This window comes from Streptomyces nogalater, from assembly GCF_039532885.1.
GTDB lineage: Bacteria > Actinomycetota > Actinomycetes > Streptomycetales > Streptomycetaceae > Streptomyces > Streptomyces nogalater.
The window spans coordinates 202,510-221,727 of the sequence record NZ_BAAASM010000001.1; the positions used below are offsets into that span (position 1 = coordinate 202,510).

Sequence of the window (19,218 nt, forward strand, 5' to 3'; positions counted from 1 at the left end):
AGATCACCTTCACGTGGAGTGTTCGGCGGGTCACCCAGCGGGCATGAACGGCTGTACGAAACGTAGTGCGCGAAGAGAGGAGAGCGGTGACCGAGGGAGCCGGCATCCGCATCGCCGCCGGAGACCTGCCGGACGACCTGACCGCGACCGAGGCGGGCATGTGGCAGGCCTTCCGCAACGGCAGCGTGTACGACCTGAGCAGCGGGGATCTCGTCGCGGACGACCCGCACGGCGGGCAACCATGGGGCCCGGAGCGGACCGTGCGGGCCCGCATCGTCTGCTGGCTGCTGCTGGACGGTCCGCCGGCGCTGGCCGGCCGGGTGTCCTCGCTCAAGCTCGTCGGCGTACGGATCTCCGGCGTGCTGGATCTCGCCGGCGGCCAGGTCACTCCGTACGTGGAGCTGACGGGCTGCCGCTTCGACCAGGAGATCCGGCTGCCGGAGGCCCGCTTCACGACCGTGCGCATGGTGGACTGCGCGGTGCCGCGGCTGGAGGCGGCCCGGGTGCACACGGAGGGTGATCTGCATCTGCCGCGCTGCCGGTTCCAGAGCGGGGTCCGGCTGACGGACGCGCAGATCGGCACCGACCTGCTGCTCAACCAGGCGATCGCGTACCGAGACCGCAGCGGCCGGTCGATCGCGGCGGACGGCATGACCGTCGGCCAGGACCTCCAGGCGGAGATGCTGGAGTCGCACGGCGAGCTGAGCCTGCGCGGCGCCCAGGTCGGCGTCTCGCTCAGCCTGCGGGGTGCGAAACTCACCAACCCGCATGCCCGGTTCGCCCTGAACGCCCCCCAGCTCACGGTCGAGCGCACCCTCTATCTGACCCCGGCCGGTGTGGGCAGTCCGGCGCTGAGCGGCACCACGCCCGCGCACGGGACGCGCATCCAGCGTTTCGAGTGCCGGGGCGGGGTGCGGCTGGACGACGGGCGGTTCGGGGACGCCGTCGACCTGGAGCGGGCCCGGTTCGTCTTCACCGACGACCAGGAGCTGTCGCTGCGCCGGGTGCAGACGCCGGAGCTGCGCTTCCTCGGGGACAGGCCGCAGCGCGGCAAGGTGGTGCTGTCGGGCGCGCGGGTGGTGAACCTGGTGGACCGCGCGAGCAGCTGGCCGGAGGCGGGCAGTCTGCACATGGGCGGGTTCACCTACGAGAACCTGGTGCCGCAGGGCCCTTTCCCGCTGACCCGGCGCCTGGACTGGGTGGCGGCGGCCACCGCCGAGTACGCCCCGGAGCCCTACGAGCGGCTGGCCTCGGTGCTGCGCTCCGCCGGGGAGGACGAGGACGCGCGCGAGGTGCTGCTCGCCAAGCAGCGCCGGCGGCGCGAGACGCTGCCGCCGGCCGCCAAGGTCTGGGGGTTCGCGCAGGACTGGACCGTGGCCTACGGCTACCGGCCGGGCCGGGCGGCGGTGTGGATGGCGGTGCTGTGGGCGGCGGGCACACTGTCGTTCGCGCACGCCGACCATCCGCCGGTGAATTCCGGCGGGAATCCGGTCTGGAGTCCGGCGCTGTTCACGCTGGACCTGCTGCTGCCGGTGATCGACCTGGGCCAGGCGGGCCAGTGGCGGATGCGGGGCGGCTGGCAGTGGCTGGCGACGGTGATGATCCTCGCCGGCTGGGTCCTGGCGACCACGGTGGCGGCGGGCGCGACCCGGCTGCTGCGCCGGAGCTGATCCGCACGGCGCCCGCACCCGTACACCTCACCTCGCCTACACAACGCGTACATTCACCCTTTACAGGCCCTTTACCGTCGGCCGTACAACCTTCCACGACTTGCCCTGGCCCTCTGGCGCCGCCCCGACCTGCGGACTTTCAATGGTCGGCACCATGGCTCTGCTGCCCTCGTTCATCCGCCCCCACCGCCGGATGCCCCGACTCCCCGCGCGCCCGGCCCTGCGGCCACCGGCCGGGGACGAGGCCGTGCTCGACGCGCCCGACGACCGCCTCTCGCCCGCGCTCGTCGCGGCCGGCCGGGGCGAGTACGCGACCGCGGCCGGCCTGCTCGCCGACACCCGCGCCACGGCCGACTGGGAGCACCGGGACCGCTACACCCGGCGCCTGGCCGCCTTCGCCCGCTCCCGCCCGGAGTGGTACGAGGAGTGGCACGCCGCCGACCCCGAGGACGCCGGGATGCTGCTGGTCGGGGCCCAGCTGGCGGTGGACCGCGCCTGGCCCTCGCCGGCCCGGGCCGAGCTGCTGCGCGAGGTGAGCCCGCTGATCACCGCCGCCGCCCGCGCCGACGACCGCGACCCGGTGCCCTGGCGCATCGCGCTCGACCACGCGCGCGGCTCGCGGGCCGGGCACCGCTACTTCGAGGAGCTGTGGGAGGCGGCCGTACGGCGCGCCCCGCACCACTACGGCTGCCATGTGGCCGCCCTGCGCTATCTGGCCGCCTCCTGGCACGGCTCCCACCGCGAGTGCTTCGACTTCGCCGACCGGGCCGCGCAGGACGCCCCGGCCGACTCCCTGGTGCAGGCGCTGCCCGCCCGGGCGGCCTTCGGCTATCTGACCGACGGCTGCGGCGCGGCGGTGCCCCGCGGCCGGCTGGAGGCGGCGGCCGACCGGGCGATCGCCCTGTCCGCGCGGCTGCCGGCGGCCGACCCGGCCCCGGCCGAGGTCCGCAACAAACTGCTGTACGTGCTGCTGCGGCTGGAGCGCTGGCGCGACGCCCGGGCCCAGCTGCGGCTGATCGGCCCGTACGCCACGTCGTTCCCCTGGGACCGGTTCTCCGCCGACCCGCTCGGCCACTTCCTGTGGCTGCGCGAGCAGCTGGAGACCGCGGCCCCGTGGACCGCCCTGCCCGGGCTGCTGACGGCGCCGCCGGAGCCCGGAGCCGGACACGGCGGACACGCCCGCGCCGCAGGCCACTAGGCTGGGGCGCCGTGACCACCGTCCGTCTGCCGCTCTTTCCGCTGAACTCGGTGCTGTTCCCGGGTCTCGTGCTGCCGCTGAACGTCTTCGAGGAGCGGTATCGCGCCATGATGCGCGACCTGCTGAAAACCCCCGAGGACGAGCCGCGCCGGTTCGCCGTCGTCGCCATCCGGGACGGCCACGAGGTCGCGCCGAGCGCCCCCGGCATGCCCGATCCCACCGCGCTGCCCGCGCGGGGCCCGGCCGCCGGCTTCGGCCCGGACCCGCTGCGCGCCTTCCACGGGGTGGGCTGCGTGGCCGACGCGGCGACCATCCGGGAACACTCCGACGGCACGTTCGAGGTGCTGGCGACCGGGACGACCCGGGTACGGCTGCTGTCCGTGGACGCGTCCGGCCCGTATCTGACCGCGGAACTCCAGGAGCTGGAGGAGGAGCCCGGGGACGAGGCCGGCGCGCTGGCCGAGGACGTCCTGCGGTCCTTCCGCCGCTACCAGAAGCGGCTGGCCGGCGCCCGGGAACGCTCGCTGTCCGGCTCCGCCGAGCTGCCGGACGACCCGAGCGTGGTGTCGTACCTGGTGGCCGCGGCGATGGTGCACGACACACCGACCAAACAGCGGCTGCTCCAGGCGCCGGACACCGCCTCCCGGCTGCGGGACGAGCTGAGACTGCTGCGCGCGGAGACGGCGATCATCCACGGCCTGCCGTCGCTGCCCGCGTTCGAGCTGACGCGGACGCCGATGAGCCTGAACTGAGGGACCACAAGGAAACCGAGGATGGCGAAGAAGCAGAAGAAGGCGCAGGCCGGGGGCACGCCCGCAACGGTGGCCCTGACGGCGGCGGGCGTGGACTTCACCCTCCACTCCTACGACCACGACCCGTCCCACCCCTCCTACGGCGAGGAGGCGGCCGAGGCGCTGGGAGTCTCCTCCGACCGGGTCTTCAAGACCCTGGTGGCCGAGGTGGACGGCTCCCTGGTGGTCGGCGTGGTGCCGGTGGCCGGCTCGCTGGACCTGAAGGCCCTGGCGGCGGCGGTGGGCGGCAAGCGGGCGACGATGGCCGACCCGGCGCTCGCCGAGCGCACCACGGGCTATGTCCGCGGCGGCATCTCCCCGCTCGGCCAGCGCAAGAGGCTCCCCACGGTCCTCGACGACTCGGCCGGGGCCCACCCCACGATCTGCGTCTCGGCGGGCCGCCGCGGTCTGGAGGTCGAACTCGCCCCGGACGACCTGGCCAAGCTGACGGAGGCGACCCTGGCCCCGATCGCCAAGCACTGACCGCCCCCGCCCCGGCCGTCGAAGGCACGGCCCCGTCACGCACGGCATGCCCAGGACGCGGGTACCCGCCGGGCCCGGCACACCGGGCGCACGGCTCGCGCCGGGGTACGGCACACCGGGCACGCGGCTCCCGCCCGCCACGGCACACCGGCGCACGGCTCGCGCCGGGTCGGCGTTCCAGCGGCACAGGTTCCCGCCGGGTACGGAGTCCCGGGGGCTGAGGCTCGCGGGCTACGACATGCCGGGGCGGGGTTCACGGGTTGGCCGTCTCGGGCCCGGGGGCCGTGGGCTACGGCGTCTGGCTACGGCGTCTCCGGCCCGGAGCCACGCGCTAGGACGCCTGAGGCGCGGAGCCATGGGCCACGGCACCTCCCGCCCGGAGCCACGCGCTAGGACGCCTGAGGCCCGGACCCATGGGCCACGGCACCTCCCGCCCGGAGCCACGCGCTACGGCGTCTCAGACCCGGGGCCGTGGGGATACGCCGTCTCCGGGTCGCGGGGGCCGAACAGGGCGGTCAGGCCGAGGTGGGCCAGCAGGGCGGCGAGCGGCCAGGCCAGCAGCGCGCCCTTGGCCGACAGCTTCAGCGGCGCGGAGAACGTCACGCCCCTGCCCACGGCCTGGGCGTGCGCGAGCACGTCCGTGTCGGGGCCCAGCCAGACCCCGAGGCGCCAGGCCAGCAGGGACCCGAGCAGGCCCCCGAGCCCGAGCGCGACCACCAGCGGCGCCCCGCCGCGCCGGCGCAGCAGGAAGACGACGAGCGCGCTGACGAGTCCGAGGCCGAGCCCCAGCAGAGTGAACGTTCCGTCCACCCCGACGGCTTGCTCCCCCTCACTGTCCTTCAAGTAGACGACCCAGCTCTTGTCCAGCACATCGCCGACCAGCGGCACGCGCGGCGCCAGCCACCACCACAGCAGCCCCAGCAGCACCCCGCCGAGCATCAGCGCCACCGTGATCACGGCGGCCTCCCGCAGCTCCGTCCGCAGCCCGGGACCGTCCTGTTCCCGCCCCTGCCCGGCGAACGCCCCGGCGGGCGGCGGCCCCTGCCGGACCTGGTGCGCGGAGTCGTCGTGCGGCGGTGGAGTCAACGGTGCGGTCACCCTGCCATCGTGCCAGGTCGCGCCGTGCGCCGCGTCACCGGACGGCGGCCCTGCGGTAGGCCCGGGTCGCCACGGCCAGCGAGATCACGCCGACGCCCGCGCACACCCCCAGGTCAGCGAGGACGAGGGCCCAGTCCGGGTCCGGCCCGAAGGTCCGGGCGTAGGCCTCCACGCCGTAGGTGGAGGGCAGCAGATCGCGGGCCAGCCTGATCACCTCCGGCATCCGCCCGGCCGGCAGCACGCCCAGCAGCAGCGCCGCCGACATGCCCAGCTGACCGAGCAGCGTGGCCAGCTCCGGCCGGGGCGCGAGCAGCCCGCACGCGGCGCCGAGCCCGGCGAGCGCGGCCCCGGCGAGCGGGATGACGGCCAGCAGCACCCACAGGTTGGTCAGCGGCAGCCCGAAGAGCACGCAGCCGAAGACGGCGGTGACCAGGGTGCCCGGCACGGTGAAGGAGGCGTAGGCCGCCGCCGCGCCCAGCACCACGGCGGCCGGCGGCACCGGCAGGGTGGCGTAGTGGTCGAGCCCGCCGCTGGCCCGCAGCTGCCCGAAGTACTGCGAGAGCAGGTTCAGCGCCACATAGGCGACGACCAGCACCGACGATCCGGCCACCACCGACTGGGCCTCGGCCCCGCTGTCGACCACACCGCGCATCATCACGGTGATCCCGATCGACTGGAAGGTCGCCACGAACAGCAGCGGGATCCGTGCCACCCGGGCCCGGGACAGCTGCGCCCGGTAGACGGCCACCAGCGACGGCCACAGCCGCGCGGGCGGCCCGAGCTCGGCCGGGCCGGACGCCGTCTCCGGCACGGCCCGGGGGCCGCCGGGCAGAACCTCGGCGGGTACGACACTCACGACGAGCTGCTCCTCTTCGCTCCGGCGGCGGCACAGACCCTTACGTACCGCGGGGCCCGCTCGCTCACGCCCTCACCAGTCCCTGCCGGGCCTCGCCGCCCAGCGCCAGATAGACGTCCTCCAGGCTGGGCGTGGCGAGCGTGAAGTCGTCCAGGGCGGCGAAGGCGGCCCCGCCGGTCACCGTGGCGACGACGGCGCGGGCCTCCTCGGGCGCGAGCCGCAGCGTCCAGCGCCGGCCGGACTGCACCGCCCGCTCGCGCAGCACGGCCACCTCGGGCACCTCCAGCGGCGCCCGCTCCCGCCACACCAGTTCCACCCGCACCTCGCCGGCGACCCGCGCCTTGAGCCCGGCGGGGGTGTCGCAGGCGATGACCCGGCCCTGGTCGAGCACGGCGACCCGGTCCAGCACCGTCTCGGCCTCGATCACATTGTGGGTGACCAGCAGCACGGTCGTGCCGTGTTCGGCGCGCCGCCGGTCCACGGCCGCCCACACCGCGCGCCGGGCGACCGGGTCCATGCCGGTGGTCGGCTCGTCCAGCACGAGCAGCGGGCGCCGGCCCACCAGGGCGGCGGCGAAGCAGGCGAGCCGCCGCTGCCCGCCGGAGAGCTTCTTCAGCGCCCGGCCGGCGATCGGGGTCAGTCCCAGCTCCTCCAGCACGGCGTCCCGTTCGGCCCGGGCCCGCCGCACGTCCAGACCGCGCAGGCGTCCGGTGGTCTCGGCGGCGAGGGAGACGGTCAGCTCGTCCAGGGCGCTGGACTCCTGGCCGAGGTAGGCGAGGATCCGGGCGGCCCGCTCGGGGTGCCGGACGATGTCGTGGCCGAGGATCTCGACGCTGCCCGTGTCCGGCCGCAGCAGCCCGGTGAGCTGCCGTACCAGGGTGGACTTGCCGGCGCCGTTCGGGCCGAGCAGGCCGAACACCTCGCCGCGCCGCACCTCCAGCTCCACCCCGTCGGTGGCCCGCACCTCGGGGATGCCCGGCGTGCCGCGCCGGCCCCGGACGGCCGGATAGGTCTTGCCTAGCCCGCGCACGCGTACGACCTCGTCGTACCCGAGTGCCTGTCCCGCGCGCGTCATCACAAGGGACGAGACTACGGGGTCCGGGCGCTTTACTCGCCTTTGGGGGCGGCTACGCGGATTCAGTCGGCGGCGGGCGCGTGCTGTTCGGCCGCCGCCGGGATGTCGAACTCGCGCCAGAACCCCGCCCGGATGGCGTAACGGTCGTGTTCGTCGATCTGGTCGTCCTTGTGCGCGAGCAGCCCGAAGCGGGCCGCGTAGCGCAGCAGCTCGCCGTCGATGCGGTGCGGGATGCGCGGGTACATCTGCGACAGCCGCTGCAAGTGGCCCTGGTCGCCGAGGCGGGAGATCCAGCGGCGGGCGAAGACCTGCCCCACCTCGTACGGGTCGCCGCCGACGGTGGTGATGTCCTCCTCCCGGTCGGCCCAGCGCTGTTCGGCGGTGGTCAGCTGGGCCAGCGTCGGCAGGGAGGCGGCCTCGGGGGGTTCGGCGACCACGCCCGGCCGGTCGACCCAGCCCTTGTCGGAGGACCAGCGCAGGGTCGCGGTCGTCGGGTGCTGCACGGTGTGGGTGCCGGGTGCGCGCAGCGCGGCCAGATCCTTGGGGGTGGGGACGCCCTTGGCGGTGGGGACCCGCTCGGGGGAGCCGTTCTCCGCCGCCGTCGCGGCCGGGGGGTGCGCGGGCTGTTCGGCGGGCCGTTCGCCGGTGGTGAGCGCGGAGTCGGGCAGGGGGGCGGAGAGGATCGCGGCGATCTCGGGGCGGGGCGCGGGCGGCGGGGGGCAGACGCCGGTCAGCTCCTTGGCGCGGACGGCCTGGGTGATCCAGGCGCGGTCCAGCACCCGCCGCTCGTCGGCCTCGGCGACCAGGTCCTCGGACTGGTTGTAGTCGCCGTCGGCGGCCTGCACGGCCCACAGGTGGACGGCGACGCCGTGCTCCTTGGCGGCCATCATGCCAGGCAGCAGATCGCCGTCGCCGGTGACCAGGACGACGTCGGAACAGGCGCGGTTGCGGGCCAGTTCGGTCAGTTCGGCGTGCATGGCGGCGTCCACGCCCTTCTGGGCCCAGCGTCCGTCGCTGCGGGTCAGGGCGCCCAGCCGGACGGTGACCCGGGGCATCACCCGCAGCCGGCGGTGCTCCGGCTGGGGAACCCGGTCGGGGGCGCCGTCGAACCAGTAGATGCGCAGCAGCGGGCGCTCGGTGTCGGACTCCGCGCGTTCGCGCAGGGCCTGGATCAGCGCGGCGTGGTCGACGGTGATCCGGGACCGCGAGGGCTCACCCGCGAGGAGGCTGGCGGCGGCGCCCAGCAGGTACCCGGCGTCCACCAGGACGATGCAGCGGTCCACGCGACTCACCCTCTTCCCGGGAGGCTTTGCTTCGGACTTGCTTCGAGTCTGCCCGACCGCGCGGAGCTTAACGGCCCGAACTCGATCTTCGGCGTGGCGTTTCCGGTTCTCGTCCGCCCAGCACCCCTGTCACACACGGTAATTATCCGACATGCGCCTGATGTCAGCGTATGTGAATCTGGTCCCGGCCCTGGCCCCTAGATCCCCCACAGGAGGCATCACCATGGCCAAGAACAAGAACCGCAAGCAGGCCGGCCCGAAGAACCGCGCGCAGCAGAGCGAGCACGCGCAACGGCCCCCGGCGGAGGAACACGAGTCACCGGTGTCCCACATCCAGGGCGGCCCGACGGAGGGCGCGCGCAAGAAGCAGAAGAGCTTCGGCCACAACTAAAAGGGCAGTTGAAGCCCGGGCACATATGAGGGGCGCACCCGTGACGGGCGCGCCCCTTTTCCTGCCGCTTGTCCGGCGCCGGCCTCAGCCCGCCAGGCAGGACGGGCCGAGCAGCACCTTCAGATCCCCGAAGAGGGCCGGGTCGGGCTTGACCCGGTGCCGGTCCAGGCGCAGCACGGTGGTCTTGCGCGGGCCCTGGAGCTTGATGCGGACCTCGCTGTCGCCCTTGTGGTGGCTGAGGATCTCGCCGAGGCGGCTGACCATCGGCGGGGTGATCCGCGTGGCCGGGATGGTGAGGATCACGGGCGCGTTGGTGCCCGCGTTGGACAGGTCCGGGACCTGGAGCTCCATCGCGACCAGCCGCGGCACGTCCTCCCGCTTGTCGAGCCGGCCCTTGACGAACACCACGGCGTCCTCGACGAGTTGCGTCGACACCAGCTGGTAGGTGGCGGGGAAGAACATGCACTCGATGGAGCCCGCGAGGTCCTCCACGGTGGCGATGGCCCAGGCGTTGCCCTGCTTGGTCATCTTGCGCTGGAGGCCGGAGATGATGCCGCCGATGGTGACCACCGCGCCGTCGGCGTGCTCGCCGCCGGTGAGCTGGGAGATGCCCGCGTCGGCCTTGTCGGCGAGGACGTGCTCCAGCCCGAAGAGGGGGTGGTCGGAGACGTACAGACCGAGCATCTCCCGCTCCTGGGCGAGCAGATAGGTCTTGTCCCACTCGTCGGTGGAGAACTCCACGTCGAGTCCGAAGCCGGGCTCGCTGCTGGTCTCCTCGCCCATCCCGCCGAAGAGGTCGAACTGGCCCTCGGCCTCCTTGCGCTTGACCGCGACCACGTTGTCGATCATCGGCTCGTACTGGGCCATGAGCCCCTTGCGGGTGTGGCCCATGGAGTCGAAGGCGCCGGCCTTGATCAGCGATTCGGTGGTGCGCTTGTTGCAGACCACCGCCTCGACCTTGTCGAGGTAGTCGGGGAAGGAGGTGTACTTCCCCTTCGCCTTGCGGCACTTGATGATCGACTCGACGACGTTGGTGCCGACGTTGCGGACGGCGGACAGGCCGAAGAGGATCACGTCGTCGCCCTGGGCGGCGAAGTTCGCCTCCGACTCGTTGACGTTCGGCGGGAGCACCCGGATGCCCATGCGGCGGCACTCGTTGAGGTAGACCGCCGACTTGTCCTTGTCGTCCTTGACGGAGGTGAGCAGGGCGGCCATGTACTCGGCGGGGTGGTTCGCCTTCAGGTACGCCGTCCAGTACGACACCAGGCCGTACGCGGCCGAGTGGGCCTTGTTGAAGGCGTAGCCGGCGAACGGGACCAGCACGTCCCACAGCGCCTGGATGGCCTCGTCGCTGTAGCCGTTCTTGCGGGCGCCGGCCTGGAAGATGACGAAGTTCTTCTCCAGCTCCTCCGGCTTCTTCTTGCCCATCACGCGGCGGAGGATGTCGGCCTCGCCGAGCGAGTAGCCGGCGATGATCTGGGCGGCCTTCTGCACCTGCTCCTGGTAGACGATCAGGCCGTAGGTGACGTCCAGGACCTCCTTGAGCGGCTCCTCCAGCTCGGGGTGGATCGGCGTGATCTCCTGCTGCCCGTTCTTGCGCAGCGCGTAGTTCGTGTGCGAGTTCATGCCCATCGGGCCCGGCCGGTACAGGGCCGAGACGGCGGAGATGTCCTCGAAGTTGTCCGGCTTCATCAGCCGGAGCAAGGACCGCATGGGGCCGCCGTCGAACTGGAAGACGCCGAGGGTGTCGCCGCGCTGGAGCAGTTCGAAGGTCGTGGGGTCGTCCAGCGGCAGGGACAGCAGGTCGATGTCGAGGCCCTTGTTGGCCTTCACCATCTTGACCGCGTCGTCCATGATCGTGAGGTTGCGCAGGCCCAGGAAGTCCATCTTCAGCAGGCCGAGCGACTCACAGCTCGGGTAGTCCCACTGGGTGATGGTCACGCCGTCGGTGTGCCTCACCCACACCGGGACGTGCTCGGTGATGGTCTCGCTGGACATGATCACGCCGGCGGCGTGCACGCCCATCTGCCGCACCAGGCCCTCCACGCCGCGCGCGGTGTCGATGACCTTCTTCACGTCCGGCTCGTTCTCGTACATCGCGCGGACCTCGCCGGCCTCGCTGTAGCGCGGGTGGCTGGGGTCGGTGATGCCGGACAGCGGGATGCCCTTGCCGAGGACGTCGGCGGGCATGGCCTTGGTGATGCGGTCGCCCATCGCGTACGGGTAGCCCAGCACGCGCGCGGAGTCCTTGATCGCGTTCTTGGCCTTGATGGTGCCGTAGGTGCCGATCATGGCGACCTTGTCGGCGCCGTACTTCTCGGTCACGTACCGGATCACCTCGACGCGCCGGCGCTCGTCGAAGTCGATGTCGACATCGGGCATCGAGATGCGCTCGGGGTTGAGGAACCGCTCGAAGATCAGTCCGTGCGGGATGGGGTCGAGGTCGGTGATGCCGAGGGCGTAGGCGACGATCGAGCCGGCGGCGGAGCCGCGGCCGGGGCCGACCGCGATGCCCTGCTTCTTGGCCCACATGATGAAGTCGGCGACCACGAGGAAGTAGCCGGGGAAGCCCATCGAGATGATGGTGTCCATCTCGTACTCGGCCTGCTTCTGGCGGTCCTCGGGGATGCCGCCCGGGTAGCGGCGCTCCATGCCGCGGCGGACCTCCTCCTTGAACCAGGTGACCTCGGTGTAGCCCTCGGGGATGTCGAACTTGGGCATGAGGTCGCGCTTCTCGAACATGCCGTCGGTGTCCACCATCTCGGCGACGAGGAGCGTGTTGGCGCAGCCCTCCTGCCAGGCGTCCGAGGAGTCGATGGCGTACATCTCGTCCGTGGACTTCAGGTAGTAGCCGGTGCCGTCGAACTTGAAGCGGTCGGGATCGGAGAGGTTCTTGCCGGTCTGGATGCACAGCAGGGCATCGTGGGCCCCGGCCTCGTGCGCGTAGGTGTAGTGCGAGTCGTTGGTGACCAGCGGGGGGATGCCGAGCTTCCTGCCGATCTCCAGCAGCCCGTCGCGGACCCGGCGCTCGATCTCGATGCCGTGGTCCATCAGCTCCAGGAAGTACTTGTCCTTGCCGAAGATGTCCTGGTAGTCGGCGGCGGCCTTCAGGGCCTCGTCGAAGTGGCCGAGGCGCAGCCGGGTCTGCACCTCGCCGGAGGGGCAGCCGGTGGAGGCGACGATGCCCTCGGACCACTTGGCGATGGTCTCCTTGTCCATCCGGGGCCACTTCTGCAGCCAGCCCTCGGCGTAGGCGTCGGAGGAGAGCCGGAAGAGGTTGTGCAGACCGGTCTTGTTCACCGCCCACATCGTCTTGTGGGTGTAACCGCCGGAACCGGAGATGTCGTCCCGCTTCTGGTGCGGCTGGCCCCAGAGGATCTTGCGCTTGTTGCGCCGGGACTCGGGGGCGACATAGGCCTCGATCCCGATGATCGGGGTGATTCCGGCCTTTTTCGCGGAGTGGAAGAAGTCATACGCGCCGTGCAGGTTGCCGTGGTCGGACATGGCGATGTGCGTCATGCCCATCTCATTGCAGGCGTTGAACATGTCCTTCAGCCGCGCGGCACCGTCCAGCAGCGAGTACTGGGTGTGGACGTGCAGGTGCGTGAAGGGCGGCTTCGACACGGTTGAGCCTCCGGGGAAACACTCGGCGACGGTCTGGCGGACGGTTCTGGGGGTCAGCGTCGAAGTCTATGCCTCGCCACCGACAGCCGGTGGCGGCAAGCGCCGCCACGAGGGTGGCGGCCGGGTGGGGGCGGGCACGTCCGCGTACCGTCGTGCGTTGGAGACGGCAGAAACGCTGTCGTACACCTGTACCAGGAGGCACCCCGCGATGTCGGTCCCCCAGCTCGACGAGGAGCAGCGCGGCGAGGAGATCCTCGCCGTCTTCGACACCGCCTTCGGCCGGCTCCTGGCCGCCGACCCGGCCGCGTTCCGGGTGAAGTTCCGGAAGATGGCGGCTTCGGCCTTCGCGTTCTACCGGGGCACGGCGTGCCTCTTCTACCACGACCTCGACGCCGGCAGGCGCGGCGGTCCGTACCTGGACGAGCGCACCTCGCGCGTGTGGATCCACGGCGATCTGCACGCGGAGAACTTCGGCACGTACATGGATTCGAACGGCCGGCTGATCTTCAACGTCAACGACTTCGACGAGGCCTACGTCGGCCCCTTCACCTGGGACCTCAAGCGCTTCGCGGCGTCCGTCGCGCTGATCGGGTACGCGAAGGCGCTCAGCGACGCGCAGATCACCGAGCTGGTGACGGTCTACGCGCACGCGTACCGGGAGCGGATCCACGCCCTGGCCACGGGCGCCAAGCGGGACGAGGTGCCGCCGTTCACACTGGACACCGCGCAGGGTCCGCTGCTGGACGCGCTGCGTGACGCCCGGGCGATGACCCGGTTCGGGCTGCTGGAGTCGATGACGGAGATCCGCGACTTCGAGCGCCGCTTCGCCCCGGGCGGCGGCTCCATCGAGCTGGACGCGGCCACCCGCTACAAGGTCCTGGCGGCCTTCGACGGCTATCTGGAGACCCTGCCGGACTCCTCCCTGGCCCGCCCCGACTCCTACCGGGTGAAGGACGTCGTGGGCCGCCGGGGCATCGGCATCGGCTCGGCGGGCCTGCCGTCGTACAACATCCTGCTGGAGGGCCACAGCGACGCCCTGGAGAACGATGTGGTGATCTACATCAAGCAGGCGCAGACCCCGGCCGTCTCCCGGCACATCACGGATCCGGCCATCGCGGAGTACTTCCTGCACGAGGGCCACCGCACGGTCATCTCCCAGCGCGCCCTCCAGGCGCACGCCGACCCGTGGCTGGGCTGGACCGAGCTGGACGGCGCGGGCCAGCTGGTCGCCGAGGTCTCGCCGTACGCGGTGGACCTGGACTGGGGCGACATCGACGACCCGGAGGAGATCGCGGCCGTCGTCGCCGACCTGGGCCGGGCCACGGCCACCATGCACGCGGCGGCGGACGACACCTCCGGCGAGTCCCTGGTGCCGTTCTCCACCGAGCGGGCCATCGACGCGGCTCTCGCGGCCGACGAGGAGGGCTTCGCGCCCCTGCTGGTGGACTTCGCGCACGGCTACGGCGCACGCGCGCGTGCCGACCACCGGATCTTCGTGGACCTGTTCCGCAACGGCCGGATTCCGGGGCTGTGACCTTCGCGGATTCACAGGCACCCTTGAGGCGTCCTTTACCCGCGGGCGTGACACACTCTCCTTTCGCTATGGACATATCCGGGACCCAGCTCAGAGCCGTGCGCGCGGCGCTGTTCACGGCCTTCGTCGTGACGCTCGGCACCGCGTCGCACGTGCTGCTGTCCCGTGCCCCGCTGCCGCTGGCGACCGTGGCCGCGGTCGCCGCCGGGGTGTTCGTCACCGCGTACGGGCTGGCGGGCCGCGAGCGCGGCTTCGGCCGGATCGCGGCCCTGCTGATCCCGCTGGAGCTGGCCGCCGACACGGTGTTCACCACCGGCCAGCACGCCTGCTACGGCCGGACGGGCGGCCCGGTCGCCGGCCCGCTGCGCGCGGTCGGCCTGGATGTGCTGTGCGAAGGTCCGGTGGGCTCTCCGCTGGCCCGGATGGCCGGCGGGCCCGACCGGACGGCAGAGCTGTTCGCCCACGCCGGTCCGGGTGCCGCCTGGCTGCTGCTGGCCGCGCACATCGGCGTGGGCCTGCTCGCCGCGGCCTGGCTGCGCCGGGGCGAGCGGGCGCTGACCCAGTTGGTGCGCGCGGTCGCCGCCACCACCTTCCGGCCGCTGCTGCTGGCGGTGGCCGCGGTCGCCGTACGGCCGCTGCCGGTCCGCCGGCCGCACCGCCCGGCCCCGCGCCGCGCCGCCGCCCGCGACCGGCTCCTCGCGCACTCCCTGGGACGGCGTGGACCGCCGTGCTCCCGCCCCGGCCGGACCGCCCTCGCCTGAGCCACGGCTCCCGCGCGGCGGACGGCACCGAGCACATCAGTCCCCCCATAACGAACCGCGTACGACATGTGCGCGTCCCCCAGGGAGATCACCACCATGAGCAAGCGGAACAGCCAGGCCGCGAAGACGGCGGCCCGGGAGCGGCTGCGCCAGGAGCGGGAGCGGCAGGCCAAGCGCGAGAAGGTCAGGCGGCAGCTGATCGTGGCCGGCTCGGTCGTCGCCGTGCTGGCCGCGGCCGGCGGCATCGGCTACGCCGTCGTCCAGGCCAACAAGCCCGCCTACTGGGAGACCGCGAAGGACGACAAGCTGGTCAAGCCGGCCAACGCCACGGGCAAGGACGGCACGACGGTCCTGGTCGGCAAGGACACCGCCAAGAAGACGCTGGTGATATACGAGGACCCGCGCTGCCCGGTCTGCGCCTCCTTCGAGCAGGTGGTCGGCCCGACCGTCAAGAAGGACCTCGACGCCGGCAAGTACAAGGTCCAGTTCGTCGGCGCCACCTTCCTCGACAACGGCTTCGGCGGCGAGGGCTCGAAGAACGCGCTGAGCGCGCTGGGCGCCGCGCTGAACGTCGGCCCGGAGGCGTTCCTGGAGTTCAAGTCCGCGCTGTACTCCAAGAAGTGGCACCCGGAGGAGCGGGACGACAAGTTCAAGGACGACTCCTACCTGATCGAGATCGCCGACACGGTTCCCGCCCTGAAGGGCAACGCGAAGTTCCAGAAGGACGTCAAGGACGGCACCTTCGACCGGTGGGCGCTGGAGGAGTCGAAGGTCTTCGACAAGGACGGCATCGAGGGCACCCCGACCCTGAAGATGGACGGCAAGGCCCTGACGGACGCAGGCGGCAAGAACGCGCCGATGACCGTCGAGGAGTTCAACACCGCGCTGGAGGCGGCCCTCAAGGGCTGAGCCGACGACACGCCGAACTGCGGGCGAACTTTCGGGAGTTCGCCCGCCTTCGCGCGTACCGATCAGTAACCTGATCGGTCGTGACCAGTCGATACAGATCAGCCGGGGCCGCACAGGACCCCGGCTCGCTTCCGCCCCGCCGCCGTACGGTCGTCAAGGCCGCGGCGGCGTCCGCCGTGCTGGCCGGCCCGCTGGCCGCCGCGCTGCCGGCCCGCGCCGCCACCGGCGCCCCCGCCTTCCTGCACGGCGTCGCCTCCGGCGACCCGCTGCCCGACGGCGTGCTGCTGTGGACCCGGGTGACCCCGATCCCGGAGGCCATACCCGGCTCCGGGATCGGCCCGGACACCGAGGTGGGGTGGGTCGTCGCCCGCGACAAGGCGCTGACCGACGTCGTCGCCAAGGGCTCCGTCACCGCCACGGCCGCCTCCGACCACACCGTCAAGGCCGATGTGCGGGGCCTCGCCCCGGCCACGGACTACTGGTTCCGCTTCTCCGCCGGCGGCGCCGACTCCCCGGTGGCGCGCACCCGCACCGCGCCGGCGGCGGACGCGGACGTCCCCTCCCTGCGCTTCGGCGTGGTCTCCTGCGCCAACTGGGAGGCCGGGTACTTCGCCGCCTACCGCCATCTCGCCGCCCGCGGCGACCTGGACGCCTGGCTGCACCTCGGCGACTACATCTACGAGTACCGGTCCGGCGAGTACGGCACCCGGGGCAAGGTGGTCCGCCCGCACGCGCCGGCGAACGAGATCCTCACCCTCGCCGACTACCGGATCCGGCACGCGGCGTACAAGACCGACCCCGACCTGCGGGCCCTGCACCTGACGGCGCCGGTCATCGCGATCTGGGACGACCACGAGTTCGCCGACAACGCCTGGCCGGGCGGCGCGGTCAACCACACCGAGGGCGCCGAGGGCACCTGGGCCGCCCGTCAGGCCGCCGCCAAACAGGCCTACTTCGAGTGGATGCCGGTCCGCCCGGCCCTCGCCGGCACCACCTACCGGCGGCTGCGCTTCGGCAAACTCGCCGATCTGTCCCTGCTGGACCTGCGCTCCTTCCGCTCGCAGCAGGCGTCCACGGCGAGCGGCTCGGTGGACGACCCGGACCGCACGCTCACCGGCCGCGCCCAGCTCGACTGGCTCAAGGCCGGCCTGCGGGCCTCCGACACGAAGTGGCGGCTGGTCGGCAACTCGGTGATGATCTCGCCGTTCGCCGTCGGCTCGCTCTCCGCCGACCTGCTGAAGCCCCTCGCCAAGCTGCTCGGCCTGCCGCAGGAGGGCATCGCCCTCAACACCGACCAGTGGGACGGCTACACCGACGACCGCCGCGAACTCCTGGCCCACCTGCGGTCCAACGCCATCAGGAACACCGTCTTCCTGACCGGTGACATCCACATGGCGTGGGCCAACGACGTGCCGGTGGACGCGGGTACCTACCCGCTGTCGCCGTCGGCGGCCACCGAGTTCGTGGTGACCTCGGTGACCTCCGACAACCTGGACGACATCGTCAAGGTGTCCGAGGGCACGGTCTCCGCGGTCGCCGCCCCGGTCATCAAGGCCGCCAACCGGCACGTCCACTGGGTCGACACGGACCGGCACGGCTACGGCGTGCTGGACATCACCGCCGAGCGGGCGCAGATGGACTACTACGTCCTGTCGGACCGCACCGACCCGGACGCCCGCGCCGACTGGGCGCGTTCGTACCGCACCCGCAGCGGCACCCAGAAGATCGAGCGGACCTACGACCCGGTGTGATCCCTCACCCGAGCGAGTCGAGGAAGCCGAGCGCCACCCGCCAGGTGGCCTCGGCGGCCTCCGCGTCGTAGTCCGGCAGCCCGGGGTCGGTGTAGAGGTGCCCGGCCCCGGCGTACCGGTAGATCTCCACGTCGGCGCCGGTGCGGCCCATCTGCAGATACCAGGCGCTCAGCCAGTCGTCCGACTCGAACGGGTCGGGCTCGGCCACGTGCAGCTGGACCGGCAGATCGTCCACGTGCGCGTTCGGCGCGATGTCCGAGGTGCCGTGCAGGAGCAGCAGCCCGCGCGCCTTGTCATCGCCGAGGGCCAGGGTCTGGGCGACGGACGCGCCGAGCGAGAACCCGGCGTACACCAGCCCGCGGTCGGAGTACGGCGCCGCCGCGAGCACGGCCCGCTTCAGCATCTCCTCCTTGCCGATCCGCTCGTTGAACTCCATGCCGTCCTCGACGGTGTCGAACGTGCGCCCCTCGAAGAGGTCCGGCGTCCACACCTCGTGGCCCGCCGCGCGCAGCCGGTCCGCGGCCTCGCGCACCGCGGGCCTGAGCCCGTAGGTCGAGTGAAAGAGCATGATGTTCATGAGGCCATGGTGCCAGCCGGGCACGCCAAAGGCGTATCGCGGCCCTACCCACGCGCGTGCCGAAGACACATGTTCATGACCGGCCGAAGCCGGTTACGTTCGGAGGCATGGAGACCGTACTCCGCCCCGCGATCGTGGTCGGCGGTGCCGTGGTGCTGACCATACTGGTCGGCTGGGCCACGGACCTGCTGCTGCGCAAGGCCGACGAAAGCCGTGGCGACACCCCGCTGTGGGACCTGCTGCGGCGCGGCCGTGTGCCCTATCAACTCGTGCTGTGCGCTGCCCTGCTCAGAGGTTCCTACGACGAGGCCGAGCTGTTCCCGGAGCACCGCACCGGCGTCGGCCGGACGCTGACCCTGGTGCTGATCGGTGCGGCGGCCTGGCTGGTGATCCGGATCGCGGCGGCCATAGTCGAGACGACGTACACCCGTTACGCGCGCGCCCACCACGACCCGGCCCGGGTCCGCCGGGTGCGCACCCAGGTGACGCTCATCATGCGGGTGGTGTCGGCGATCGTCGGGGTGGTCGCCGTGGCGGCGATGCTGCTGACGTTCCCGGCGATGCGCGCGGCCGGTGCCTCCCTGCTGGCCTCGGCCGGTGTCCTCGGCATCGTGGCCGGTGTCGCCGCCCAGTCCACGCTGTCCAACATGTTCGCCGGGCTGCAGATCGCCTTCGGGGACATGGTCCGGATCGGCGACACGGTCGTGGTGGACGGCGAGTGGGGCACGGTCGAGGAGATCACCCTGACCTTTCTGACGGTCCGGACCTGGGACGAGCGCCGGATCACCATGCCGGTGTCGTACTTCACCTCCCGGCCGTTCGAGAACTGGTCCCGGGGCACCCCGCAGATGACCGGGATCGTCTACTGGCACCTCGACCACAACGCGCCGGTGGAGGCGATGCGTGAGAAGCTGCGGGACATCCTGCGCGCGTGCCCGGCCTGGGACGGCCGCGCCTACAGCCTCCAGGTGACGGACAGCACACCCAGCACCATCCAGGTGCGGGCCCTGGTGACGGCGAAGGACGCGGACGACATCTGGACGGCCCGGGTCGCCGTCCGCGAGCAGATGATCACCTGGCTGGCCGCGGAACACCCCTACGCGCTGCCCCGGGTGAACACCGCCGACGCGGTCCTCCCGCCGCACCAGGCCCCCTCCCCCGACGGCCCCTCCTTCCGCAGGGCCTACGAGTTCCCGCGCGGCCGCGGCTGACCGGAC

The 19,218-nt window shown here is 72.2% G+C and carries 16 protein-coding genes; 10 read left to right on the forward strand and 6 right to left on the reverse strand.

The window, feature by feature from the left end; translation table 11 throughout:
- Positions 1-86 precede the first annotated feature (86 nt).
- The 4 genes from ABD350_RS00935 to ybaK all read left to right on the forward strand — a co-directional run bounded on the left by ABD350_RS00935 (position 87) and on the right by ybaK (position 4,142).
- The gene (locus ABD350_RS00935) at positions 87-1,670 is read left to right on the forward strand and encodes an oxidoreductase (protein ID WP_344345412.1); all 1,584 of its coding nucleotides are present in this window, start codon (positions 87-89) and stop codon (positions 1,668-1,670) included.
- 154 nt (positions 1,671-1,824) lie between these two features.
- Complete coding sequence (locus ABD350_RS00940) at positions 1,825-2,868, forward strand: hypothetical protein (RefSeq protein ID WP_382466796.1); 1,044 nt, start codon at positions 1,825-1,827, stop codon at positions 2,866-2,868.
- Between the two features lie 11 nt (positions 2,869-2,879).
- Positions 2,880-3,620, forward strand: a complete 741-nt coding sequence (locus ABD350_RS00945) for an LON peptidase substrate-binding domain-containing protein (protein WP_344345416.1) — start codon at positions 2,880-2,882, stop codon at positions 3,618-3,620.
- Between the two features lie 21 nt (positions 3,621-3,641).
- Positions 3,642-4,142, forward strand: coding sequence for a Cys-tRNA(Pro) deacylase (gene ybaK, locus ABD350_RS00950; RefSeq protein ID WP_344345418.1), 501 nt, complete (start codon positions 3,642-3,644; stop codon positions 4,140-4,142).
- Positions 4,143-4,589: 447 nt separating this feature from the next.
- On the opposite strand, the gene ABD350_RS00955 is transcribed toward ybaK, so the two are convergent.
- The 4 genes from ABD350_RS00955 to ABD350_RS00970 form a co-directional block, all read right to left on the reverse strand.
- Entirely contained in the window at positions 4,590-5,240 is a 651-nt protein-coding gene (locus ABD350_RS00955; protein WP_344345420.1) for an AAA family ATPase, read from the reverse strand.
- A gap of 34 nt (positions 5,241-5,274) precedes the next feature.
- Positions 5,275-6,096 (reverse strand): ABC transporter permease, encoded by an 822-nt coding sequence (locus ABD350_RS00960; protein WP_344345422.1) that lies wholly within the window; start codon positions 6,094-6,096, stop codon positions 5,275-5,277.
- A gap of 64 nt (positions 6,097-6,160) precedes the next feature.
- Entirely contained in the window at positions 6,161-7,174 is a 1,014-nt protein-coding gene (locus tag ABD350_RS00965; protein ID WP_382466797.1) for an ABC transporter ATP-binding protein, read from the reverse strand.
- 59 nt (positions 7,175-7,233) lie between these two features.
- On the reverse strand, positions 7,234-8,454 hold the full coding sequence (locus ABD350_RS00970) for an NYN domain-containing protein (protein WP_344345426.1): 1,221 nt from the start codon (positions 8,452-8,454) through the stop codon (positions 7,234-7,236).
- Positions 8,455-8,677: 223 nt separating this feature from the next.
- On the opposite strand from ABD350_RS00970, the gene ABD350_RS00975 reads away from it, so the two are divergent.
- The gene (locus tag ABD350_RS00975; protein WP_344345428.1) at positions 8,678-8,845 is read left to right on the forward strand and encodes a hypothetical protein; all 168 of its coding nucleotides are present in this window, start codon (positions 8,678-8,680) and stop codon (positions 8,843-8,845) included.
- 84 nt (positions 8,846-8,929) lie between these two features.
- Here the strand turns inward: ABD350_RS00975 and dnaE are convergent, their stop codons facing one another.
- On the reverse strand, positions 8,930-12,469 hold the full coding sequence (gene dnaE / locus ABD350_RS00980; RefSeq protein ID WP_344345430.1) for a DNA polymerase III subunit alpha: 3,540 nt from the start codon (positions 12,467-12,469) through the stop codon (positions 8,930-8,932).
- A 208-nt stretch (positions 12,470-12,677) separates the two neighbouring features.
- Between dnaE and ABD350_RS00985 the strand changes: the two genes are divergently transcribed.
- The 4 genes from ABD350_RS00985 (at position 12,678) to ABD350_RS01000 (ending at position 17,424) form a co-directional block, all read left to right on the forward strand.
- A complete protein-coding gene (locus tag ABD350_RS00985) occupies positions 12,678-14,003 on the forward strand; it encodes a DUF2252 domain-containing protein (RefSeq protein WP_344345432.1) in 1,326 nt (441 codons plus the stop codon).
- A gap of 68 nt (positions 14,004-14,071) precedes the next feature.
- Entirely contained in the window at positions 14,072-14,764 is a 693-nt protein-coding gene (locus tag ABD350_RS00990) for a hypothetical protein (protein ID WP_344345434.1), read from the forward strand.
- Between the two features lie 96 nt (positions 14,765-14,860).
- Entirely contained in the window at positions 14,861-15,673 is an 813-nt protein-coding gene (locus ABD350_RS00995) for a thioredoxin domain-containing protein (protein ID WP_344345436.1), read from the forward strand.
- An 80-nt stretch (positions 15,674-15,753) separates the two neighbouring features.
- Positions 15,754-17,424 (forward strand): alkaline phosphatase D family protein, encoded by a 1,671-nt coding sequence (locus ABD350_RS01000; RefSeq protein ID WP_344345438.1) that lies wholly within the window; start codon positions 15,754-15,756, stop codon positions 17,422-17,424.
- Between the two features lie 4 nt (positions 17,425-17,428).
- Here ABD350_RS01000 and ABD350_RS01005 read toward each other — a convergent pair whose 3' ends face one another.
- Positions 17,429-18,001, reverse strand: a complete 573-nt coding sequence (locus tag ABD350_RS01005) for a dienelactone hydrolase family protein (RefSeq protein ID WP_344345440.1) — start codon at positions 17,999-18,001, stop codon at positions 17,429-17,431.
- A 107-nt stretch (positions 18,002-18,108) separates the two neighbouring features.
- Between ABD350_RS01005 and ABD350_RS01010 the strand changes: the two genes are divergently transcribed.
- Positions 18,109-19,212, forward strand: coding sequence for a mechanosensitive ion channel family protein (locus ABD350_RS01010; RefSeq protein ID WP_344345442.1), 1,104 nt, complete (start codon positions 18,109-18,111; stop codon positions 19,210-19,212).
- The last annotated feature ends 6 nt before the right edge of the window (positions 19,213-19,218 follow it).